This is a genomic window from Alkalihalobacterium chitinilyticum, from assembly GCF_029028005.1.
GTDB lineage: Bacteria > Bacillota > Bacilli > Bacillales > Bacillaceae_F > Alkalihalobacterium > Alkalihalobacterium chitinilyticum.
The window spans coordinates 39,372-64,611 of sequence record NZ_JAOTPO010000021.1; the positions used below are offsets into that span (position 1 = coordinate 39,372).

The window sequence follows — 25,240 nt, forward strand, 5'->3', positions numbered from 1 at the left end:
CCAGTTTATCTTTTATAAGAAATCATCTATATTATGATTAGGTAGTTTTAAATTAAATTAATAGAAATTACTTATTTTCATATATTTTGAGAACAGTAGAGGTGAAAGATGAAAAAGGTCTCTATCTTTTTAGTTTTATGGGTATTAGTATTATCTTCTCTTCATCCCGCATTTGCGACAACAATTGATGAACCAGAGAAGTTAATTGTAGTATTTAAGGATGAGATCATTGAGGATCTTATTACTGATTTAGATGGTGAAGTATTAAATACATTTGAACAGTTGACTACAGCTAAAGTAGAACTTCCTTTAGATGCCATTACTGAACTCGAAAACCACGAAGACGTTCTAATGGTTGAATTCGATCAACCTGTATGGATCAATACACAAACGGTTGATTGGGGAATGGAGAAAGTCAAGGCTCCCTTAGCTTGGCAGTCCGATTACACAGGTAAAGGTGTAAAAATTGCAGTACTAGATACTGGGATTGCTAATCACCGTGATCTTGTAATAGCCGGTGGGAAATCTTTTACATCAACGAATACAAGCGCATATCAAGATGATAATGGCCATGGGACTCATGTAGCTGGTATCATCGGTGCAAGAGATAACGGCTTAGGAACAATTGGAGTAGCACCTGATGCACAGTTATATGCTGTTAAAGTTTTGCGTGCAGATGGAAATGGGTTTGTATCTGATATCATTTCAGGTATTGACTGGGCCATTGCCAATAGTATGGATATCATTAATTTAAGTTTAGGAACAAAGCAACACCTAAATAGCTTTAAGCAAGCAGTCGACAAAGCGGAAAGCCAAGGTATTCTTGTTGTAGCGGCTGCTGGAAATGAAGGAACGGGCACTGGAGATACGGTTGAGTTCCCTGCTAGATATAATTCAGTTATTGCAGTATCAGCTATCGATATAAACGAAAGTCGCGGGTCCTTTTCTGCAAGTGGACCAGCTATAGAGGTGACAGCCCCTGGTGTTAATATCTACAGTACATCATTGAACAACGGATACACCAGATCAAACGGGACATCAATCGCAACCGCATTTGCAACAGGCGTGTTGGCCTTACTAAAAGAAGCCCATCCCAATCTAACAGCTGCTCAATATCGAAAGATGCTACAAGATATGGCTGTCGATATAGGACAACAAGGTAGAGATGAACATTTTGGATATGGAATAGTCCAAGCTCCTTTTCTGGAAGAAGACCAGCAAGAATTTAAGCTTCGAGTAGGAGATGTGGATGACCGTGTCATTGAATTAAAACATAAGCTAATACGTCTAGGATTTGGCGGCATGAATGTGAATGCAGTCTATGGTTCCTTTACGGCACAGAGGGTTAGCGAATTCCAAGCTTATTACGGGCTTCGGGCTAATGGTGTAACTGATCAAAAAATATTCGATAAACTGGATCAAATTCTATCAACGCCATATCAAGAGGGAGTTCGATATGCAGGCACTGTTGAGCTAAAGCAAAAGTTAAATTCGCTAGGCTATGGTGGCATGAATTTAAATGACATGTATGGATCTTTCACTGCATTAAGAGTAAGACAATTTCAAGCAGATCATGGTCTTAAATCCCATGGAATTGCAGATGAAATGACTTTAGCAAAGATTGATGAGCTTTACTCTAAGTTGCCTAATTTCGTCTTACAAGTAGGGGACGTACATGAAAGTGTTATTGACTTAAAGAGGAAGCTCATTCGATTAGATTTTGGTGGAATGAGTGTAAATGCGACCTATGGTTCTTTTACAGCTCAACGGGTACGTCAATTTCAAGAGTACTATGGACTCCCAGCTAATGGAATAACAGATAGTCGCACAATAGAAAAGCTCGATGAGATCTTATCTAGTCCTTTCCAGGATGGCGTTAGACATAAAGATACGATCTTCTTAAAGAAAAAGCTTCAATGGTTAGGCCTAGGTGGTATGAATTTAAATGACATGTATGGATCATTTACAGCTTTACGAGTTAGTCAATTTCAAGCTAATCATGGACTAAAATCTCATGGAATTGCTGACGAAAAAACACTAGATATGATGACTAAGGTTTTGCCGACCATATTTCAGGTAGGAAGTGTACATGATAGTGTGATCCCCTTTAAAAGGGATATTACGCGACTAGGCTTTGGTGGTATGAATTTAAACAGAGTATATGGTTCATTTACCGCCCAAAGAGTGAGGGAGCTTCAAGCTTACTATGGCTTAGAGGTTACTGGCAGAGGGGATATAGCTACACTAACAAAAATTGACGAAATCTTATCGAGTCCATTTCAAACTGGTAAACGACATGAAAGTACCATTGAATTGAAGGAACAATTAACGATTATAGGCTATGGCGGGATGAACATCAATCCGATGTATGGATCATTCACAGCTCAACGAGTACGTGAGTTTCAAGAGGACCACGGTCTCATAGTAAATGGAATTGTTGATGATGAAACATTTGCTAAGATCGAGGATTGGACGCAATAAAAGGCCTATAGAAATATTGAGAAGGTTAGAATTCTAACCTTCTTTTTATACGTATTGCATAAAGCCTTACATTTAAAAAGTTATGATAACCAACAGAGACAGAATCTCAAAACATTTGAGAAACATTATTTAATTTCTTGTAAATATTTAAGTTTCTAATTTTTTTCCGTTATAATAGGAACTGGTGATTTATCTCGTATTTTTCAGCGAGTTAGAAGAGCATTTGCGTAAAGGAATACGATGAGGTTTGTGTAAATTGGGTAGGGATATGCTTAGAATTTAAACCGAGATGAAATGAAATAGGCTCCCACCATTGACATAATCAACTGATCTTTAGTAGCTAAGATTTTGCTTTAATTCGATTACTTATAATTATTTATACATAGTGATAAGAATAAATTACGGGAGGGAGTATACAATGAAAGTCAGAAAAGCCATTATCCCAGCAGCTGGACTGGGTACTCGTTTTTTACCAGCAACGAAGGCGCAGCCGAAAGAAATGCTGCCGATTGTTGATAAACCAACGATACAATATATTGTAGAAGAAGCGATCCAATCGGGGATTGAAGATATTATTATTGTAACTGGACGTGGCAAGCGTGCGATTGAAGACCATTTTGATAAATCATATGAACTCGAAGAAACCCTGGCTGCAAAAGAAAAGTTTGAGTTATTAGAAGAAATTCAAGGAATCTCAAACTTAGCGAACATCCACTACATCCGCCAAAAAGAACCAAAAGGATTAGGACATGCGATTGCTTGTGCAAGCAGCTTTGTGGGCGATGAGCCATTTGCGGTTATGCTTGGCGATGACATCGTCGAGTCAGAAGTACCTTGCTTAAAGCAGCTGATCGATGTGTTCAACCATTACAGTTCTTCTGTTATTGGGGTTCAACAAGTTCCGGATCAAGATGTATCGAAGTATGGGATAATTAATCCGAAAAGTACTGAGATCGAACCAGGGACGATGCAAGTAAATGGTTTAGTCGAAAAGCCAAAAGTTGAAGAGGCGCCTTCGAATTATGCGATTATGGGTCGTTATGTCCTGCGTCCGGAGATTTTTGCTATTCTAAAACATTTAGAACCAGGCGCTGGCGGAGAAATTCAACTAACAGATGCAATCAACCAATTAAATCAATCACAAGCAGTATTAGCTTATCATTTTGACGGGAAGCGTTACGATGTCGGAGACAAGCTAGGTTTTGTCAAAGCGACTGTAGATTTTGCTTTACGCCGTGATGATTTAAGCGAAGATGTAGAAGCGTATTTACGTCAATTATTGAAATAATAAAAAGTAAATTTCAGGACTATCCAAGTTTACCGTTCACCTAAGAAGTGAATAGTAAGCAAAGGATAGTCTTTTTTTATTCTTTAAAATAGTCTTTCCTATTGTAAAAAAATTCATTAATCAAATCAGAAAAGAAGGCTATGAAAAATGTCGAAACAGTTAATAATAAAATAAATATTGATTAGAAATTCCTGAACGTGTGTACAATTTTGAAGAAGATTTTGTAGAAGTAGGTGAAAGTATGACGAGCCCATCTATATATGTCGTGGCCTTTTTCGTATCTTTACTCGTATCCGTCGGCTCCATGCCATTTGTGATAAAGTTTGCAAAACGATACGGTTTTGTCGACCAAATTAATCACCGAAAAATTCATAAAAAGGAAATGCCCCGATTAGGTGGGGTTTCAATAATTCTTGGGGCGATTGCAGGGCTGATTGTCATTCGTCCAGAAAGTGATTACTTATTTGGTATTGGGTTAGGTGCGCTAATCATTATTATTACGGGGTTAATCGATGATAGGTATGTGCTTGATGCGAAGGCTAAGTTCAGTGCCCAGATTGCGGCAGCACTCGTTGTGGTCGGTTCCGGCATTACCATTCCGTTTATTACTTTGCCTCTAAGTGGTCAATTTGAATTTGGTATTTTTACGTATTTAATTACGGTATTGTGGATTGTTGGTATAACAAACTCCATTAATCTAATAGACGGTTTGGATGGGCTTGCTGGAGGAGTCGTAACGATTGCATTAAGTACCATATTAATGATGGCTATCATTGACTCATTTTCGCAGCACTTGATGATTATTACTTTATCGGTTGTCTTAATCGGAAGTACGCTAGGGTTTTTATTGTTTAATTTTTACCCGGCAAAGATCTTTATGGGTGATACGGGATCGTTATTTTTAGGGTACTCTATTGCAGTCATCTCGATATTAGGTTTGTTTAAAAGTGTGACGATGTTCAGTTTGATCGTTCCAGTAATCATTTTGGCAGTGCCTATCTCAGATACAGTCTTTGCAATGATACGGCGTGTGTTAAATAAGAAAAAAATTACAAGCCCCGATAAAGAGCATATTCACCATTGTCTGCTCGCGATGGGTTATAGTCATCGAACGACGGTTATGATTGTTTACGGGCTGAGTTTGTTCTTTAGTGGCTTAGCGATGATCTTTACGAATGTCACCATTTGGACGGCGCTGATCATCATTGGTCTTATGCTGATTACAATTCAGCTGTATGCCGAGTTCATCGGTTTATTTGGCAAGAGCCGCCGCCCTGTGATAGATGCAGTCAAGCGGTTAGGGATGATGGATAAAAAATAAATCGTTTAACGAATTACATAGGAGTAGTAGAGGTAAATAGTGCCGTGCAGTTGATAAAGTGTGGAAAGCGGAACTAAAGCGAGAGAATATACATGAGCGTCACCGTAATTGGCGGGCGGAAGAGGTATTCATAGGTCCGGAATGAGGCCCGAGCGTTAGGGTAAACGTCGGAAGAGGTAACCATAGGTCCAGAATGAGGCCGGAGCGTCAGCGTAAACGTCGGAAGAGATAATCATAGAGCGGAAATGAGGCTCGAGCGCCAGCGCAAACGTCGGAAGAGGTAATCATAGAGCGGAAATGAGGCCGGAGCGCCAGCGTAACCGTCGGAAGAGGTAATCATAGAGCCAGAATGAGGCCGGAGCGCCAGCGCAAACGTCGGAAGAGGTAACCATAGAGCCAGAATGAGGCCGGAGCGCCAGCGTAACCGTCGGAAGAGGTAACCATAGAGCCAGAATGAGGCCGGAGCGTCAGCGTAACCGTCGGAAGAGGTAATCATAGGTCCGGAATAAGGCCGGAGCGTCAGCGTAAACAGCGGAAGAGGTAATCATAGAGCCAGAATGAGGCCGGAGCGCCAGCGTAACCGTCAGAAGAGGTAATCATAGGGTGGCAATGAGTCCGGAACGCCAGCGTAGCCGGCAGAAGAGGTAACCATAGAGCCGGAATGAGACTCGATCGCCAGCGGAACCGGTGGAAGAGGTAATCATAGGTCCGGAATGAAGCCCGAGCGTCAGCGTAAACGGTGGAAAAGGTAATCATACATCCAGAATGAGGCCAGAGCTGATGAAATAAGTGCAAAATTGGTAACCATAGAAAGCACAATAACACCCAAGCAGTTAATAAATTGAACAACTTAGTATCAAAATAACAATAAAGAAAGCTTATCCACATCGAACAAAAAACAAAACCGCCAAATCATTATCCTGATTGGCGGTCGCGATCTTCTATAAAGCACTAATTCGTCGGAAGTGTTGCTGGTTCTGTTTCTGTCTCTACTTGAGTCGTTCCTGTTCCATCAGTACTTGGTTCTACCCCATACACTGGTTGTGGTTCAATTAATCCTAGGTGCTCCTGCAGGCGTGTTGAGATCTCAACTACTGATTCGGGTACAGGTTCATAGTAGTAAACTCCGTTAATCGTTGAGTTGTTACCTTTGATTTGCAACTGTTCAATACTATTTAAAGATGAGGCATACGAATGTAATGCCACCATATTTCCAAAAGAAAGGTTCAAGCTGATATTATCAGCAATCGCTTCTAGCACATCGTCAAATCGCGCAATCGATTGGATCGAGGCACTCTTTTCTATGATCGCTTGCATCACTTGCTGTTGTCTTTGTCCTCGTCCGATATCACCGCGAGGATCTTGTTTTCTCATACGCGTATAAGCAAGAGCTTCTTCACCATTTAAGTGCTGCATACCTTCATAGAATTCATACCACACTCGATCAGTACCTCTTTCTGTAAAATCAAAAGGTACTTCAACTTCAATTCCTCCAATTGCGTCTACGATAGCAATAAAGGCTTGGAAGTCAACGCGGATGAAATAATCAATCGGTATATCTAAGAATTGTTCTACTGAATCAATAATCATATTAACGCCACCAAAAGCATGAGCATGGTTAATTTTATCCATTCGATCTCTTCCGGCGATGTTCACTCTCGTATCACGAGGAATATTCGTTAAGATAATCGAGTTATCACTTTTATTAAATGTAGCCACCATAATAGCATCGGTTCGTGAAATTGGCTCATCTGGACGTCGGTCCTCACCTAATAATAGGATGGATATATTATCTTTACTCGGGTCAACGGCTTCTACACGTTTTTCCGATTTATCCCCTCGATCTAATGCCACTTGAACATTCGAGGTCACATTTGCGATTTTCAATGTAACATAGGTAGCGCATCCAACTAAAAGTAAAACGGAAATAAGCGAAATAAGCAGTAGGACTTTTTTACCTTTCTTTTTCCGCTTTTGAGTGCGGGAAGCTAATTTAGACATTATATGATTTCCCCATTTCAGGATAAGAGTTTTAAATAACATTACATCTATCTATTGTATAAGAGAAGAAATTTGTCGTAAAGTGATATATCAATATTTTTAAAAAATAACTTCATATGAAAAGATTGTCATTACTTACAATATGCACAAGCAAGTTTAGTATTGTCTAGTATTCTCATGTTTTCATAATAAATGTTTATAGTTTTTTTGACATTTTACATAAAAGTATAAAAGTCCAACAGCTCAAACAAAAAACGAGGCTGACCTGTAGTCAACCTCGTCTAGTACATCAAACGATCCTAAGTTAGTTAATTAATCTCTAAGTGTTCTTTTAACTCGTTGCTTACTCGAGCAATTTCTTCATCTGGAACTATTAAATAATAAATACCGTTTATTCGGGTACCTGAACCAGTAATTTGTATTTCTTCAACACTGTGGCGAGCTTCCCGGTACTTCGATTGAATTTTATTCATAGCATCAAAATCTAAATCAGTCTTTACGCTGTTCCCTATGGCTCTTAACATATCATCAAGTCTAGTAATGGAACTAATTTGTGCTCCTTCTTGAATAATCCCGTGAATGACTTGACGCTGGCGATCATTTCGGCCAAAATCCCCACGTGGATCGTCGTAGCGCATTCGTGAATAAGCCAGTGCTTTTTCACCGTTTAAGAATAGTTCACCCTGTGGGAAGTTAAACCCTTCATAATTAAAGGAAAAGGTATTTTCTACTTTAACTCCACCGACAGCGTCAACAATATCCTTAAACCCTTCCATGTTTACACTAATATAGTGGTCAATTGGAATGCCTAGAAAGTTCTCAACTGTATCCATTGTCATACTAACGCCACCAAAAGCATACGCGTGATTAATTTTATCTTGTGTACCGCGACCGATAATTTCCGTTCGAGTATCCCTAGGAATACTCAACATTTTCACCGATTTCTCATTAGGGTTAACAGTCATGACAATGATCGTATCTGAACGGCCTTTGATTTCATCGCCGCTGGAGTCAACTCCTGTTAATAAGAAGGAAAGCGGTTCTCTCGAGTCGAAATCGACTAACCGTGTCTTTTCACGTTCAATCGGTTCATGCATTTCAGATGCAGTATCTTTTACCGTTTTAAATAGGTAGAACCCGTATCCGACAACTGATAAGCCAACAATACCTATAATAATAGAAGCAATGATAAGAATTTTCTTCATAAGATTGTGCCTCTTTCTATGTTTTTTTACATTTTTTGATAGACTAGCAGATTAATTATAGTAGGAAATTCTTATTTTCGCAATCTGAATTTTCATACCTTTAACTCACAAATATTAGAATCATCTATAAAAATTTACTAATCTCGATTTTTATCTTCAAATCTAGACCTTTTGTGCTATAATTCTCTTTGTGATTATTTGTTGAAATTAACAATTTTATAAGCTTCTTACTATTTAGGAGGAAAAGATGGAAGAGACAATTAGCTTAAAAGAACTATTTACGACATTAAGAAAAAGAATCAAATTACTTATTATACTCCCGCTAATTGCTGTAGTAGTCAGTGGATTAGTGAGTTACTTATTCTTAACCCCGATCTATCAATCATCAACACAAATTCTAGTTAACCAATCAAAACCAGATATGCAAAACTTAAGTCAAGCCGATCTCAGAACCAACCTTGAGTTGATCAATACGTATAATGTCATTATGAAAAGTCCGGTCATCCTTGAAAAGGTAATTGATGAACTTAACTTAAATATATCAGTAAGAGCATTAAACAATAGCGTAACGGTTGGTAGTGCACAAAATTCCCAAGTGGTCGAGATTACGGTACAACATGAAGACCCAGCAATGGCTGCACAAATTGCCAATACGATTGCAACTGTGTTTCAACGTGAAATTGTGAATATTATGAATGTCGATAATGTCAGTATTTTATCAGTCGCGCAAATTTCGGACAATCCGAGTCCTGTAAAGCCGAACCCAACATTAAATATGGCCGTTGCGTTTGTTGTAGGCTTAATGGCTGCTGTTGGACTAGCATTCTTATTAGAATACTTAGATACGACAGTGAAAACAGAACAAGATATTGAGAGTTTACTTGGTTTGCCTGTTATCGGCGTGGTGTCACAGATGGAAATGACAGGAACAGTAAAGAAAAACAGACGGAAAGCTTCTTAAGTAGGAGGACAAAATGGCTCGTAATAAACAAGTAAAAGATAATAAACGAAAATTAATTACGCAGGAAGACCCGAAATCACCCATTTCGGAACAATACCGCACGATCCGGACGAATATTGAATTTGCTTCGGTAGATGAGAAAGTCAAAACCATTCTTGTGACATCGGCTGGACCAGGAGAAGGAAAGTCAACGACAGCGGCCAACCTGGCAGTCGTTATGGCGCAGCAAGGAAATAAAGTGTTGATGATTGACTCGGACTTACGAAAACCAACGGCCCACTATACATTTGGCGTACCAAATATTGCCGGTTTAACTAGCCTGCTTACAAAACAGCACACAGCAGAAGAAGCGGTTCAAGTAACAAAGGTTAACAATCTTTTTATGTTGCCAAGCGGACCGATCCCGCCAAATCCGGCAGAGTTGCTAAGCTCACGCGGAATGACGTTATTCTTAGAGGCTGTAGCAGAGAAGTTTGATATTGTCATTATTGACTCGCCACCGCTTATGGCTGTTACGGATGCGCAAATTTTATCGAATTATACCGATGGAACGATTTTAGTCGTCGGAAGCGGAAAGACAGACCGAGAACAAGCGGTTAAGGCGAAAGACATGTTAATGGCTGCAAAAGCGAAAATTTTAGGTGTGGTCCTAAATGGGAAAGATCAAAAAGAGGGACAAAACTACTATTATTATGGTAGTTGATGTAAATGCAATAAAAACTTATACCTAATTGTCGAAATCTATGATAATATGGTAAAGGATTTACAGAAGAGGTGAGTAAAGTGATTGATATCCATTGTCATATCTTACCGAATGTAGATGATGGGCCAAGTCATATGACTGAGAGTATTAAAATGGTTGAACAAGCGATACAAGAAGGTATTACGACGATCATTGCTACTCCGCATCACATGAACAGCTCTTATATAAACAAAAAAGACTCGATACTAGAAGCCGTTCAGCAATTGAATGAGGAAGTTCGTACATTAGAACTTGATTTAAATATATTACCTGGACAAGAATGTCGTATTTATGGGGAACTTGTAGAAGACTATCATAAAGGCGACATTCTTCCTTTAGCGGAAAGCAACAAATATGTGTTTGTTGAATTTTCGTCCAATAGTGTCCCGCGATATGCGAAGCAACTATTCTATGATATTCAAATGGCGGGGTTAACACCGATAATTGTTCACCCTGAGCGAAATAGTAAGATCATAGAGTCACCAGACATCTTATATGATTTTGTCAATAGTGGTGTGTTAACACAGATTACCGCCTCGAGTTTAACAGGGCATTTTGGCAAGAAAATTAAAAAATTTACTGAAGACCTTGTTGATTTTAATTTAACACACTTTCTAGCGTCGGATGCACATGGCTTAAGTAAACGACCATTTCGAATGCGAGAAGCATTTGCCGAATTAGAAAAAAACTTTGGAACGGATATGGTTTATCAGTTTCATGAAAATGCCGATCTTGTAGTGAACGGACTTCATGTAGCAGTAGAACCTCCGGAACGAATTAAAAAGAAGAAGTTCTTAGGGATCTTTTAAGTTAGGTGATGGTTATGAAGAAAGTATCCGATTTTCCAAAGACCATAAATAAAACCGTTCGTTATATCAAGCAGGATGCACCTCTTGAAGATCTCGAGGCGATCCATCAACTCATTAAAACAGCCATAGATAGAAGAAAACAACTAGAAAATAGGTCGAGCAAGGCGACCTGTTGATCATATCTATTAGGCAATGTCTCCTTGCCGTTATCGATGGAGGCACTCGATCATGCTGTGGGGTTCAATATACTGAACCCTTAGGTGCATTGTCACCGATGGTATGGTGTGAGGTGAGGTTAAATGCCTCATTTTATATTTACAATAAAAATTTTAAAATTAAACAGCAGTTAAAACGCTTTCATAACTACTATATTGAGCCTTAAGCTATGTTTCTTTTGTATTAGGAAAGATGTATAGCTTAAGGCTTTATCCATTTGAACGATCTACTGAGGAAGGGGTAAGAAAATGAGTTACCAGAAACGATTATTAGGCTTAATGCTAGTCGACTCTGTAATTGTTTTATCATGTATTTTTATTAGTTACTTTTTATTATTACCAACGGGAAATACATTCTCAATGTTACTTATTGTTAGTTCTGTGGCGCTGCTATTAAGTCATCATCTATTTGCTTATTATTATAAGCTCTACAAAAAAGCTTGGGAATATGCAAGTATTAATGAGCTAGTAGCCATCGGAAAGGCGGTAACTTTTTCGATTATTATAACGGGGGGTGTACAACTCGTTCTGTTTCAGGACATCTATTTTCGTGCATTAGCGATTACATGGATGATGCACATCTTGTTTATCGGTGGTTCCCGTTTTTCATGGCGTATGTACCGAGATACATACATTAAGCCAAGTACTGGTATGAAACGAACACTTATTATCGGTGCAGGATCAGCGGGAACGATGGTCGTTAGGCAGCTTCAGCATAATGAAGAAGTTGAGTTAAATCCGGTTGCATTTATTGACGATGACGTAACAAAGCATCATTTAGAAATAATGGGGCTACCTGTTGTAGGCGGAGTAGACAAGATCGAAAAAGTGGTCGAGGCTAAGAAAATTGAACACATTATTATCGCGATCCCTTCACTTAGTAAAGAAGAACTTAACCACATTTTTAATGAATGTGCGAAAACAAAAGCAAAAACACAAATCATGCCAAAGATTGAAGATATTATGGTCGGAAAAATATCCGTCAACCAGTTCCGAGATGTGCAAGTAGAGGACTTATTAGGTCGTGAACCAGTAGAACTGGATATTGCCGGTATTGAAAACTTTATTAAAGGACAGACAATCCTCGTTACAGGTGCGGGTGGTTCAATCGGTTCCGAAGTTTGCCGACAACTTGTGAACTTTGAGCCGAAAGAATTGATCTTATTAGGACACGGGGAGAACAGCATTTATTCCATTGAAATGGAATTAAGAAGAAATCATCCAGCCCTTCAATTAGATACTGAAATTGCGGATGTTCAAGACCATGAAAAGATGTTTGCGATTATGAACAAACGTAAACCACATGTCATCTTTCACGCGGCTGCGCATAAGCATGTGCCGCTAATGGAACGCAACCCAGAAGAAGCGGTGAAGAACAATGTCATTGGCACGAAAAATGTCGCTGAAGCGGCAAGTGATGCGGGAGTTAATACATTCGTCATGATTTCAACCGATAAAGCCGTTAACCCAACGAGTGTCATGGGCTCAACGAAACGAATTGCCGAAATGATCATTCAGCATATGGACATGATTAGTGACACACGGTTTGTAGCTGTTCGCTTTGGTAATGTACTTGGAAGTCGCGGGAGTGTAATACCTCTATTTAAAGAGCAAATCTTAAGTGGTGGCCCAGTAACGGTTACACATCCGGAAATGGTTCGTTACTTTATGACGATCCCAGAAGCGTCAAGACTTGTGTTACAAGCCGGTGCGCTTGCTAGAGGTGGAGAGGTGTTTGTCCTTGATATGGGTGAGCCAGTTAAGATAGTAGATTTAGCTAAAAACCTTATTAAACTTTCAGGTTATACTGAAACTGAAATTCCAATTCATTTTACAGGCATGCGCCCTGGAGAGAAGATGTTTGAGGAGCTGCTTGGTGAGGATGAAGTGCACGATGAGCAGGTTTATCCGAAGATCTATAGAGGGAAGACGCCGATGGTGAATATTAATGTGGCGGAGCAGTTTATTAGTGAATTTGAGAAGATGCCTAAGGAGATGCTTCGTGAAGAGTTGCTTGATATAGCGAATTTTAGGAAGAGAGACTTACAAGTCTTAAGTGCAGTGAGGTGACGCTTCTTAAAAACATAATAATAAATAGTTTTCAAGTGTATATTGTTTATTTAATTACACGTAAAAATATAAAGCGAGGATTATTAAAATGAATGAAACAAAGTTAAGAAATATACCGTTTTCTCCCCCTGATATTACTGATGCTGAAATTGAGGAAGTTGTAAAAACAATGAAGTCAGGTTGGATTACAACAGGTCCTAGAACGAAAGAGTTTGAAACCAAAATAGCAGAATTTGTTGGCACAAATAAGGCTGTTTGTTTAAATTCTGCTACAGCAGCAATGGAACTTACTCTCCGTATACTAGGGATTGGCCCAGGAGATGAGGTAATTACTTCATCTTATACTTATACAGCTTCTGCTTCGGTAATAGATCACGTTGGTGCAAAAATTGTATTAGTTGATACAGCACCTAATTCTTTTGAAATGGATTATGAAAAACTGTCTGATGCAATTACTGAAAAAACAAAAGCTATTATTCCTGTAGATATCGCAGGGAAAATGTGTGATTATGATGCAATCTATAAAGTAGTTGAAAGTAAAAAACATCTATTTGAGGCAAACAATGACTTTCAAAAGTTATATAGTAGAGTAATTGTAATGACGGATGCAGCGCATGCTTTTGGTGCTGAAAGAAAAGGATTAAGATGTGGACAAGTAGCAGATTTCACTTGCTTTTCTTTTCATGCAGTGAAGAATTTGACGACGGCAGAGGGTGGGTCTGTTGTTTGGCGAAGTATTGAAGGTTTAGATGAGGACTGGTTATACCAACAGTTCATGTTGTATAGTTTACACGGGCAGTCAAAAGATGCACTAGCAAAAACACAAATAGGTGCGTGGGAATATGACATCGTTTATCCTGCTTATAAGTGTAATATGACCGATGTTATGGCTGGAATTGGTTTAATTCAGTTAAACAGATATGAAGAATTGATGGGTAGACGTCGAGAAATTATTGAAATGTACGATAGAGCTTTAGTGCCATTAGGTTTTGAAAGATTGCAACATTACGGTGATGACTTCCGCTCCTCAGGACATCTTTATTTAATAAGAATACCAGGGTTTAGTGAAAAAGAGAGAAATGAGATTATTGTAAAGATGGCTGAGGTTGGAGTAGCATGTAATGTACACTATAAACCGTTGCCGATGTTTACTGCTTATAAAAATTTAGGATTTGATATGGTAAACTTCCCCAATGCATATAAACAGTATGTTAATGAAGTTACGCTTCCACTTAATACTTTGTTAACTGATGTTGAAGTGGAGTATATAATTTCTAACTTGGTAAAATCCGTGAATATTGTTGGAGGGTATAATTAATGAAACGCAAAATATTAATTTTAGGTGTTGCTTCTGTACAAATGGATGCAATAGTAGAGTTAAAAAAATTAGGTTATGAAACTTACGCTTGTGCTATGGCAAATGATGGACCTGGTGCAGATGTAGCTGATCATTTTAAAGAAATAAATATTTTAGATGTTCAGTCAGTAGTTAATTATATAGTTGAAAACGATATTTCATTAGTTTATTCAGTAGGTTCAGATTTAGCTATCCCTGTTTCATCTCAAATCAGCGAGCGGCTGAATATGCCTCACTTTGTATCAGAACAAACTGCAAGAATTTGTAATAATAAAAATTTAATGAGAACAACTCTAGGTAATGATTTTAAAGGCAATGTGAAATTTCAAGTAGTTAATAGTTCGGAAGAAGAAATAGAGTTAGAATACCCATTCATTCTTAAGCCAGCTGATTCACAAGGCCAAAGAGGAGTAAGGTTAATTAATAATTCTGAAGAATATTTAGGCAGTTTCTATGAAGCTAAAAAGTATTCACGTTCAGGATTAGTTATATTAGAACAATATATTTCTGGACCGGAATTATCCGTAAATAGTTACATTGTAAATGGAGAAGTTATTTTCTTAATTCCCTCTGACCGAGAAACTTGGTCTGAATATACAGGATTAGTTCATAAGCATGTTGTTCCAACAGTAAATCTTACTACAGAAACTTCGTTAGAATTAAAAAATATTATTGAGTCGGCTAGTAAAAAATTAGGTATTTATAACGGCCCGGTTTACGCACAAATGAAATTAGAACAAGAGCAGCCCTATATAATTGAAATAACACCACGACTAGACGGATGCCATATGTGGAATATTTTAAATTATTATACTGGTGTAAATTTATTAAAGCTTACCTTTGAACATTTAATAAACAACGATATTTCAGAACTAAGCAAACAAAGAGAAGAAGTAAAGTGTGGATATATACTGGAGTTTATTTGTCAGCAGCCTAATACAGATGCAAATTACTTACCATATCAAAAAGAAATTCAGAATTCAATATATAACTTTAATTACTATAAGCAAGGAGAAAATATCCGGCCTGTAAATGGTCAATTTGATAAAATTGGTTATTTTATATATAAAGTATAAATTTATTATAAAAAGAGTTTCGTATTATTCCTAAGTTACGTAAGGCTTTCATCACGCATACAAGGAGTAGCTCCTTAATGAGTTTTGCTAGTGGGTCACTTTACGGTGATACCCTAGCCATTGATGCAATAAATGTGAGGGCCCTTACAAGTTTCCCTAAAAAAGAGAATGCTAAATAAGAAAAAAACGTGGTCGTAAATCCAAAGATAAACAGGAATAGTGACTATGGGAAATGGCTAAGAAAAAAATCAAAGCTCACGCTTTTTGAAATGTCAATTGAAGTATATTTAGACGTTTCCCCATTACTTCGTTCCACTGTTCTAATTTGATCCACTCCAAACTATTGACTGAAGAAAATTCCGTATAAAGAAGCCTGTTTGACCTACAAGAGATATCATATAGAAACTATCCACTGTTTTAATAGAAATTCTTAACGCAATTGTATCTGTCCTTTTTCGAGAAATCTCTTTATGGTTTTTAACTTACGAGTAATAGTTTCTTGCTTCCTGCTATTAATAGAATTATAGAGTATATCTCTACTATTTATAGGTATCTTAAATTATTAATTTCGATTATAACTTTGCTTAAGATTGTAATTTTCACTTTCTGATTTTACCCCATCTAAAAGTATCATATTAAAGCTGAAGAGTAGCCTAGATTATTCAGTTAATCTCAATGATGATAGTGCTTTCCCTTTTATTCATAGAAAATTGTTTTATTCGAATGAGGCTTGCGGCTATAATTTTGAGCCTGTATGAACAAACCTACGGATAGGAGCAGAAGCTGTCAATATTTATAATTATCGGGATAAACCAATGAAGCCTTTGGGTCAGAAAAAATGTATAGACTACTTTTAGTTCTCTTTCTCTATACCAGAAGATGTATAAGGTTAAGAAACAAACGATTTACAACGTTATACTGACTATTCTTTCGAAACTTTAGTAGAAATCTTTAGTCACAGGAGTGCAGTTTAACGTTAGATATCTCAAAGAAGTATTTGGGTTCAGTAATGTAAATTATTTTAACGGGAGATCAATCTGATTTATACTCAACAAAAATTTGCAAAAGTTCAACTCTAACTGAGAATTGTATAAATTACGTTGAAAACTATCTAAAAACAATAACAATACAAAATTCTTTACTTCATAAGCATTTAACAAAAGTCCCTTATATAAATAATTTAAATAGATGTTATATTAAAGCCATGATAAAAAGGTGAGGTTTATGATGAAAATAGCTATAACTGGTGGTACTGGATTTTTAGGTGAGTATGTAGTTGAAAGTATAAAAAAAGAAAACCAAAATCCTATAATTTTGTCAAGAAAAGAAATTGGTGAAATAGAGGTTGATTGTGAGGCTCGTTTTACAGATTACTCTAAGTTAGATCTATTAGAAAAACTTTCTGACATAGAAGCTGTTGTGCACCTTGCTGCTAAACGAGGAAGTCAAGGGAAGATATCTGAATTTCACGATAATGAAGTCATGACACAAAATCTATATGAAGCATGTCTTGAGCTTAATATATCAAATGTTGTATATGCCTCTACAATATCTATCTATTCAAATGAAGACTGGCTACCATGGAAAGAAATTCAAGTTCCTATACCTGAGTTAATGTATGGAGTAAGTAAGTTAGCTAATGAACACATAGGGAATATTTATTCAAGAAAAAAAGGTATGTCCATTAAAAATTTAAGGTTTGCTCACTTATATGGGTTTAATGAAAAAAATAATTATATGATTAACCGTTTTTTTAGACAAGCATATCATCGTGAACAAATTGTACTAAACACTAGGAGTGTAGCAAAGAGAGAATTTCTTTATGTAAAAGATGCAGCAAAAGCTGTTGTATATGCATTGAAACATCCTTCACTTTCTGGGACTTTTAATATTGGGAGTGGTGAAGCATATACAAATTATGAGGTTGCAGAGGCGATTAATACAGTGTTTGGGAATGATAACAACATAATGATTAAAGACCATACTGCTGAAGAAGGAATACATTCTTCATACATGGATAGCATGTTGGCAGAGAAATATCTATATTTTACACCTGACTATTCGTTTTCTGATGCTCTATCAGAAATATATAAATTGATGAGGGGGTTGGATGATGTACCGTTATGGTATTAAACGCTTTTTTGACATGGTGACTTCTTTGCTTGCATTGCCCTTTCTACTATTAATTATAATTCCGATAGCAATATTAATTAAATTGGAAGATAGAGGGCCTCTTTTCTACAATGCTCCGAGGTTGGGGAAAGACATGGAAGAATTTAAAATGTATAAATTTCGTTCTATGAAAGTAAATGCACCAGATATTCGAAACGAAGATGGGAGTACATTTAATTCTGAAGATGATCCTAGGGTAACAAGTATTGGAAGGTTCTTAAGGAAGACTAGTATTGATGAACTTCCTCAATTGCTTAATGTATTAAAAGGTGATATGAGCTTTGTTGGACCAAGGCCAAGTCCATTAGGGAATAAAGATCTATATCCAAAAGAATACTTTCGAAAATTTGAAGTTAAGCCTGGAATTACTGGTTATAACCAAGCTGTTTTAAGAAATAAATCTACAATGGAACAACGTGTCAAAAATGATATATTCTACGTTGAAAATATGTCATTGGTACTGGATATCAAAATTTTATATATGACATTTGTGTCTGTTATTAGATCGAAGAATATAAATAGATTTGAATAATGAAAAGAAAAAGGAGGGAATTTAGTGAATGATTGCTTGATACTTATAACCAATTATTATCCTTTTCATAAAGGAGAAGAGTATTTAGAAACTGAGTTACCTTATCTTGCAAATGGATACTCAAAAATATATGTTGTTTCAACAATGGCTGATAATAACATGAAACAAACTCGATCTGTTCCTAGTAATGTAGAAGTAATTAAAAGTGGTGTAAGTCATTCTCTAATTGGTAAATTAAAAATGGTTTTGTTTGGGAGTAAACGAGCATTTTATAGTAGAAAAAAACACTCATTGTTGGGTGAGGATGGAAATAGCTCTATTCTAAAGAGAGCATTTAGCTTTTATTTTGAATGTAGGTCAAATTATATTTATTCGGTTATAAAGGATAAATTAAAAGGAGAAGAATTTGATAAATTCAAAAAGATAACTATATATAGTTATTGGTTTTATGTAACGGCTAGAGTGGCTGTAAAGTTAAAGCAAGTGTATTTTCAAAAGGGGAAGATTTATACAATATCACGAGCTCACGGGTATGATATAAATGAACATGTAAATCCATTGAATTTTTTACCAGAAAGAAAGTTTTTATTACACTCTCTGGATAGTGTTTTTCCAGTATCACAAAACGGAGTAGACTTTTTAAAAAGTAAATACCCAGAATATAAAGATAAAGTTGAAGTAAAACGACTTGGGACAAAAAAGCAAAAGGCTCATATTCAAAATTCAAATGATAAATTAAATATTGTTACATGTTCTGTAGTTAGGAAATTAAAACGTTTAGACTTGTTGATTGAAGCTCTAGCAATTCTTCGCGAAAAAAATATTAATTTCAAGTGGACACATATTGGTGATGGTCCAGAATTTGAGAATATAAAAAAAATAGCTTCAGAAAAATTGGATGAGAATGAATATAATTTTACAGGGTTTATAAAAAACAATGAGGTATTAGAATGGTATAAAAGTAATTTAACAACTGTCTTTGTAAATATCTCATCATCGGAGGGTGTCCCAGTTTCAATTATGGAAGCAATGTCAAAGTCGCTTCCTGTAATCGCAACGGATGTAGGTGGAACAAAAGAAATTGTGGAGCCCAATGTTACTGGTTATTTATTAAAACGTGATTGTACAAAGTATGAAATTGCAGATAGCTTGATAAAAATTAATACTTTATCAAAAGATGAGTATCAAATCATGTGTAAAGAAGCTTTTTATCGGTGGGATGAACAGTGTAATGCAGAGAGGCTATATAGTACTTTTACAAAGGATCTTTTAATTAAAAGTTAATGTAGAGCATATCACTAAGAACTACTTAATTTTTGCCTGTTGGAATGAATATTAAATAGGCAAGAGGAGAATAAAATGGGGATAGTATTACGTAATCTAATATTAATTTTATCTTTGGGTCTTTTTATAATAGGATTATTGTTTTCTGACCCATATGTTTTACTTATATCTGTATTAATTATAATATTACAAAATTTTTGGTACGGATTCGAAAAATTCTATGAAAGAATAATATTCATTACCTTTAATGCAACTTTTTTCATATTTTTATTAGGTCGTATTATTGTTAGTGAATACTTTAACTATAATGTTAATAATTCTAACTTGTTTGGTTTAGCTTTTTTTGATGCCGAAGTTGTTAATCATATTTTAATCTCTCTTTATATTAGTCTACTTTCTCTTTTTATAGGGTTTCATTTTGTTCAAAAGTTCTTTAGTCAAAATAGTACTGTTAAAGAAAAAATTAAATATAAAACCGGTTATCTAGAAGCTTTTAGGATTTTTAGTAAGTACTTTTTTTACTTTACCGTAATTTTCCGTCTAATGTACCTATATGAAGCAATTTCTGTTTCCAATACAGAAGGGTACTATGAGACATTCGCTACGTTTCAATCACAAATGCCTTTGATTTTTATTATTTTAAGTAATATGTACGATGTTGCTTTTTTTGCTTTTCTGGCGACTAAACCAAGGAAAAAAGAAAGTGTACTACCTATAGGACTTTATATTATCGAAGGAATATTTTCACTACTATCTGGTAGAAGATCAGGTTTCATGTTAAATTTATTGATTATATTTATATATTTCTGCTTAAGGAATAAAGATAATAAAGAAAATATATATAAAAGTGCATTTAAATGGTTACCAAAAAAAGATAAGTGGGTAGGAAAAAAAGAAATTATAGCAACAATACTTGCATTGCCTTTAATTATGGTTCTGCTAAACATGATTGGTTATTTGAGGGCAGGATCTGAATTAACGAATGTAAGCTTAATTAATTCATTATACGAATTCTTTTATTCACAAGGGATTAGTGTTAATGTAATTGGATTTGCAAAAACTCTAGCGGATACTATTCCAGAAGGTAAGTTATATTCGATAGGACCTATTATTGAGTTCTTTGATAATAAAATAATTGGCCATTATATATTTGGGCAACCAATCTTTATAGGACAAACTGTTGAAAGAGCTTTAAATGGATATTTATTTTCTCATACTATTTCCTACCTAATAATGCCAAGGTTATATTTAATGGGAATTGGGTATGGTTCTAGTTATATAGCGGAACTTTACACTGATTTTGGTTATATTGGTATTATAATAGGTAGTATTATTTACGGCATTTTAATTAGTAAATTCACATCTTGGTTCTATTCAAATAATATATTAATAGTTTTACTAATACTATTAATGACTAGGGCGCTTTTGTTTACTCCAAGAGCAGGATATACATCTTTTCTAGTATCGACTTTTTCATTACCTAAAATTGCTGCTCTTATTATTATATTTATAGGTGCATATATAGTAAGAGAAATCATTATTAAAAAAAGAGAGAGAAGAGAATTTTTTTAATGTTGTGTCAAAGTATAAAATAAAGATAATTATAAATTGGAAGGAATAAATTAATTTGGGTAAAGCCGCAGTTGTTATTATGGTATTAACAGTTATTGTTAAAATCTCTGGCTTCCTTAGAGATATTGCATTGTCATATTTTTATGGTGCTACCGGTGTAAGTGATGCATACTTAATATCGCTAACGATCCCAGCTGTAATTTTTGCATTTATCTCTGTTAGTATTACAACGAGTTATATTCCACTATATACTCTTATTGAAAAACAAAAGGGACAAAAATATGGAATTACCTTTTCTAATAACTTGTTAAATATATTACTAATTATTTGTTCAATAATAGTGCTTTTTTGTGTAACGTTTACTGAAGCAATAGTTAAAGTATTTGCTTCAGGGTTTAATGGAGAAACTCTAGAGTTAGCGGTTATGTTTACAAGAGTAAGTGTAATAGGTGTTTATTTTTCAGTATTGATGGCCGTTTACAGAGGCTATTTAAATGTAAAAAATAAATTTGCTGCGCCTGCACTAGTAGCATTACCAAATAACTTAATTATTTTATTTGCAATATTTCTAAGTGCAATAAGTGAAAATTTGTTAGTTTTAGCTATTGGAACGTTAGTTGGTACAGTTTCACAGGCCGCAATATTAGTACCATATGTATATAAAGAGGGGTTTAGACCCAATTTGACCTTAGATATAAAAGATAAGTATATTAAAAAGTTTGGAATAGCTGCATTTCCAGTAATATTAGGAGTTTCAATCAATGAAATTAATGTTCTAATAGACAGAACTATTGCATCAAGAATTGTTGAGGGAGCAATTTCTGCATTAGATTACTCATTTAGATTAACACAGTTTATTAATGGAACATTTGCTGCGGCAATTGCGATTGCAATGTACCCTGTTATTTCAAAAATGGTAGTTGAAAAAAACAATAAAGGGTTAAAAAAAACTATTTCGAATTCAATAAATATGGTTAGTATAATTGTAATTCCTATTACAGTAATAACAATGTTATTTTCAGAAGATATTATTAAAATTCTTTATGGTAGAGGGGCATTTGACCAGACTGCAATTACTTTAACAGCTGGTACTTTGTTCTATTATTCAATAGGGATATTGGCTTATGGTTACAGAGAAATAATAACTAGGGCTTTCTTTGCAAATCAGGATACTAAAACCCCAATGGTTACGGCAGTATATGCTATGATACTTAATATAATTCTCAATATTATATTATCAAAGTATATGGGGACTTCAGGGTTAGCTCTTGCTACTAGTGTAGCAGGAATATTTGGTTCAGTCTTACTCCTATTAAACTATAGAAAAAAAATAGCTGAAATTAATTATAAAAATATAGCTACTATAACAATAAAAGTAACATTTGCTTCACTAATTATGGGGGGAGTTTCTTATATAATCAAGGTAAATTTAATAGAGAATATAAATGTGTTTTTTGCTTTAATTATTTCAGTAATAATAGCATTTTTCATATATTTTATTACTTTAATAGTATTAGAAGTTAAAGAGGTAAAGGAAATAACTAATATCATTCAGAAGAAAGTCATTAGAAGGAAAGAAAAATAAGTTAAAGAAAAAATATTTGGTATTGATATATATATAAGGTAATGTGAGTTGTAGCAATTAACGAGTTAAAACAGACCTGTTCTCTGGGGAAATTTAATTAATAAACTCTATATAAATTTTCTGTTTCAGTTTAGGGAGACATTATATGAACATTGACGCAAAACTCAGTACTTTCGTTTCACTTCTCACTTCTAGTAATACAAATGGTAAATTTCGAAAAAACTCTAACATTATTAAGAACTTGTGCCAGTAATATAAATTTCAAAAGGAAATGTAGGATAATTGCTTCGTAAACGACGACTAACGGCAGTTGGTATATAGTTTAGGCAATGATCGAAAGTGAACTCTGTTCTATACTATTCTAAAGAAGCTAGACGAAAACCAACGGTTATATATTAGAACTTATTACTAGAATAAAATCTAGTATTGAGTTCTTTATTTTTTGAGATGAAACAATAATATACATGGGTAACTACCCATAACTATACTAAAAGCAGTTAGAGGAGGTATTTGTTTGAATATACTAGTTACAGGTGGTACCGGATACATCGGCTCACACACTTGTGTAGCATTGTTAGAAGCAGGTCATTTCGTAATTATTGCTGATAATCTTTGTAATAGTAAACGTGATAATATCGAAAAAATAATAGAAATAACAGATACAGAAGTAATCTTTTACGAGATTGATGTAACGGATAAAGAGGCTGTTGATATCCTTTTTAAGGATTATAAAATTGATGCTGTTATTCATTTTGCAGGTCTCAAGGCAGTAGGTGAGTCTGTTGAAATGCCTCTAGCTTATTATTACAATAATATTGTTAGCACAATGGTTCTTGCAAAAGCTTGTGAAAAATATAATGTAAATAAATTTGTCTTTAGTTCATCAGCTACTGTATACGGAGACAATACTGTACCGTTTGTAGAAACTATGGACCTTTTACCGACAACTAATCCATATGGTGAAACAAAAGCGATGAGTGAGCGGATATTAACTGACATAGCAAAATCCAATCCAGCTTTCTCTACATCTTTGCTTCGTTACTTCAACCCGGTTGGTGCCCACGAGAGTGGTTTGATCGGAGAAGCCCCAAATGGTATTCCTAATAACTTGATGCCATTTCTAGCACAAGTAGCAAAAGGAAAATTGGACAAGCTAAAAGTGTTTGGAAATAACTACCCAACAGTAGATGGCACAGGCGTTCGAGATTATATTCATGTGATGGATTTGGCAGAAGGACATGTAGCAGCGCTTGATAATTTAACTGAAGGTGTTGAAATTTATAATTTAGGTACTGGTAGGGGTACAAGTGTATTAGAGTTAGTAAAAGCTTTTAAAGAAGCAAATAATATTGAAATCCCATTTGAAATTGTTGATCGTAGACTCGGGGATATAGCTTCATGTTATGCTGATACTACTAAAGCTAAAAAAATACTAGGATGGGATGCTAAACGTGATATTATAGCTATGTGTCGTGATGCTTGGAGGTTTGAGAAGAATTATAAAGAATAAAACTTATTGGCTAACTGAAATGAACCGCCTAGCCTTAGTAGCTGGGCGGTTTTTGTTCCATTTTCTAAAATAATTAATCCAAAGATCTTCCTAGATACTGAAAAGTATTAGAGATAGGGCATGAGATTTACTAATACCTATACGGTTTTATTTCACTGGATAATGGTAAAATAAATGCAAAATAAGGAAATTGTTTTTGGTTTTGTAAATATCCAACCATTATTAAGAGACCCCAAGAAGTTAGACACTGCTATTCTATTAGGTAGCCTGGTTAAGATTAGTTCAGTATTGCAGTACTTATTTTTAAATTTTGATTTTAACCGTTTCCTTTTCGAATTATACTTTGTTTCCTCTAGCTTGAAGTACTTTACTATACTTAACCATTTGAGAATGCCAGCCTTGAAATAATGTTTTAGTAGTTGAAGCTCTTCTTGTGCTTGTTCTAATGCCTTGTCCAACGTTTTTACAGTACGTTAGTCAAAGCCACCAATTGTAGAGGGACAATTTCACTGTTAAATAAATCTAATACAGGCGATAAATATAGCTTCACAGAATAATTAAAACTATGGAATATCCGTAATCCATTTTTCATTTAATGCCTCTGGATAAAAAATGCCCATTTTAAGCAGTACATTACAATCTTAGTACAGGTTGAATGCCAGCTTTCTGTTTCTCCCTTATATGATAAGATTGAAATGAGAAATCATAGTCTTCAACTCTTGTTTTTGTAAATATAAAATTGAGCCAGAGCGATCACTTCAAAAGTCATCTCCAAAAACATTCGTCTATTCAGAGAATTCTAGATTTAGGATGGGAACGTAACCTAGTTCATCTACGATGATCACATTAAACATCCCAGTGCCACTGTTATTCAACAAAAATTAAATTTTTTCTTCTCTACAATCAATCCTTTCTCTAAGTGATAAAGCGATTGTTTTTGTCAATATTAATTTGAGCCATAGTGATCACTTCAAAAGTGAGCCATTCTACGATACTTAGTTCCCATTAATGGGGGCAAGACACACAAACACCCCGCGCTTCCTATTGGTTATCTTTTTG

The 25,240-nt window shown here is 35.3% G+C and carries 18 protein-coding genes; 16 read left to right on the forward strand and 2 right to left on the reverse strand.

Features of this window, described 5'->3' with window-relative positions:
* Positions 1 to 108: 108 nt before the first annotated feature.
* From N7Z68_RS20965 to N7Z68_RS20975, 3 genes are all read left to right on the forward strand, one after another.
* Positions 109 to 2,481 carry a peptidoglycan-binding protein gene (locus N7Z68_RS20965; protein WP_275120422.1) on the forward strand — a complete coding sequence of 791 codons (2,373 nt, stop codon included), beginning with the start codon at positions 109 to 111 and terminating at the stop codon, positions 2,479 to 2,481.
* Positions 2,482 to 2,899: 418 nt separating this feature from the next.
* On the forward strand, positions 2,900 to 3,769 hold the full coding sequence (galU, locus tag N7Z68_RS20970; protein WP_275120423.1) for a UTP--glucose-1-phosphate uridylyltransferase GalU: 870 nt from the start codon (positions 2,900 to 2,902) through the stop codon (positions 3,767 to 3,769).
* 241 nt (positions 3,770 to 4,010) lie between these two features.
* Complete coding sequence (locus tag N7Z68_RS20975; RefSeq protein ID WP_275120424.1) at positions 4,011 to 5,090, forward strand: glycosyltransferase family 4 protein; 1,080 nt, start codon at positions 4,011 to 4,013, stop codon at positions 5,088 to 5,090.
* 951 nt (positions 5,091 to 6,041) lie between these two features.
* Here N7Z68_RS20975 and N7Z68_RS20980 read toward each other — a convergent pair.
* Positions 6,042 to 7,091, reverse strand: coding sequence for an LCP family glycopolymer transferase (locus tag N7Z68_RS20980; protein WP_275120425.1), 1,050 nt, complete (start codon positions 7,089 to 7,091; stop codon positions 6,042 to 6,044).
* 308 nt (positions 7,092 to 7,399) lie between these two features.
* Entirely contained in the window at positions 7,400 to 8,296 is an 897-nt protein-coding gene (locus N7Z68_RS20985) for an LCP family glycopolymer transferase (RefSeq protein ID WP_275120426.1), read from the reverse strand.
* Between the two features lie 247 nt (positions 8,297 to 8,543).
* Here N7Z68_RS20985 and N7Z68_RS20990 point away from each other — a divergent pair, with 247 nt between their 5' ends.
* From N7Z68_RS20990 to galE, 13 genes are all read left to right on the forward strand, one after another.
* Positions 8,544 to 9,257, forward strand: coding sequence for a YveK family protein (locus tag N7Z68_RS20990; protein ID WP_275120427.1), 714 nt, complete (start codon positions 8,544 to 8,546; stop codon positions 9,255 to 9,257).
* 13 nt (positions 9,258 to 9,270) lie between these two features.
* Positions 9,271 to 9,960: a CpsD/CapB family tyrosine-protein kinase gene (locus N7Z68_RS20995; protein ID WP_275120428.1), complete on the forward strand. Its 690-nt coding sequence runs from the start codon at positions 9,271 to 9,273 to the stop codon at positions 9,958 to 9,960.
* Between the two features lie 80 nt (positions 9,961 to 10,040).
* Entirely contained in the window at positions 10,041 to 10,808 is a 768-nt protein-coding gene (locus N7Z68_RS21000) for a tyrosine-protein phosphatase (protein ID WP_275120429.1), read from the forward strand.
* A 14-nt stretch (positions 10,809 to 10,822) separates the two neighbouring features.
* A complete protein-coding gene (locus tag N7Z68_RS21005) occupies positions 10,823 to 10,984 on the forward strand; it encodes a hypothetical protein (RefSeq protein ID WP_275120430.1) in 162 nt (53 codons plus the stop codon).
* Positions 10,985 to 11,272: 288 nt separating this feature from the next.
* A complete protein-coding gene (locus tag N7Z68_RS21010) occupies positions 11,273 to 13,093 on the forward strand; it encodes a polysaccharide biosynthesis protein (RefSeq protein ID WP_275120431.1) in 1,821 nt (606 codons plus the stop codon).
* Between the two features lie 88 nt (positions 13,094 to 13,181).
* A complete protein-coding gene (locus tag N7Z68_RS21015) occupies positions 13,182 to 14,411 on the forward strand; it encodes a DegT/DnrJ/EryC1/StrS family aminotransferase (protein ID WP_275120432.1) in 1,230 nt (409 codons plus the stop codon).
* Positions 14,411 to 15,526, forward strand: coding sequence for an ATP-grasp domain-containing protein (locus N7Z68_RS21020; protein ID WP_275120433.1), 1,116 nt, complete (start codon positions 14,411 to 14,413; stop codon positions 15,524 to 15,526). Before N7Z68_RS21015 ends, N7Z68_RS21020 begins: the two co-directional genes overlap by 1 nt.
* Positions 15,527 to 16,750: 1,224 nt before the next feature.
* Positions 16,751 to 17,659: an NAD-dependent epimerase/dehydratase family protein gene (locus tag N7Z68_RS21025; protein ID WP_275120434.1), complete on the forward strand. Its 909-nt coding sequence runs from the start codon at positions 16,751 to 16,753 to the stop codon at positions 17,657 to 17,659.
* The gene (locus N7Z68_RS21030; RefSeq protein ID WP_275120435.1) at positions 17,640 to 18,230 is read left to right on the forward strand and encodes a sugar transferase; all 591 of its coding nucleotides are present in this window, start codon (positions 17,640 to 17,642) and stop codon (positions 18,228 to 18,230) included. Before N7Z68_RS21025 ends, N7Z68_RS21030 begins: the two co-directional genes overlap by 20 nt.
* Positions 18,231 to 18,254: 24 nt before the next feature.
* Positions 18,255 to 19,514, forward strand: a complete 1,260-nt coding sequence (locus N7Z68_RS21035; protein ID WP_275120436.1) for a glycosyltransferase — start codon at positions 18,255 to 18,257, stop codon at positions 19,512 to 19,514.
* Between the two features lie 75 nt (positions 19,515 to 19,589).
* Positions 19,590 to 21,086, forward strand: coding sequence for an O-antigen polysaccharide polymerase Wzy family protein (locus N7Z68_RS21040; protein WP_275120437.1), 1,497 nt, complete (start codon positions 19,590 to 19,592; stop codon positions 21,084 to 21,086).
* A gap of 55 nt (positions 21,087 to 21,141) precedes the next feature.
* A complete protein-coding gene (gene murJ / locus N7Z68_RS21045; RefSeq protein WP_275120438.1) occupies positions 21,142 to 22,671 on the forward strand; it encodes a murein biosynthesis integral membrane protein MurJ in 1,530 nt (509 codons plus the stop codon).
* Positions 22,672 to 23,185: 514 nt separating this feature from the next.
* Positions 23,186 to 24,181, forward strand: a complete 996-nt coding sequence (gene galE, locus N7Z68_RS21050; protein WP_275120439.1) for a UDP-glucose 4-epimerase GalE — start codon at positions 23,186 to 23,188, stop codon at positions 24,179 to 24,181.
* Positions 24,182 to 25,240: the final 1,059 nt, after the last annotated feature.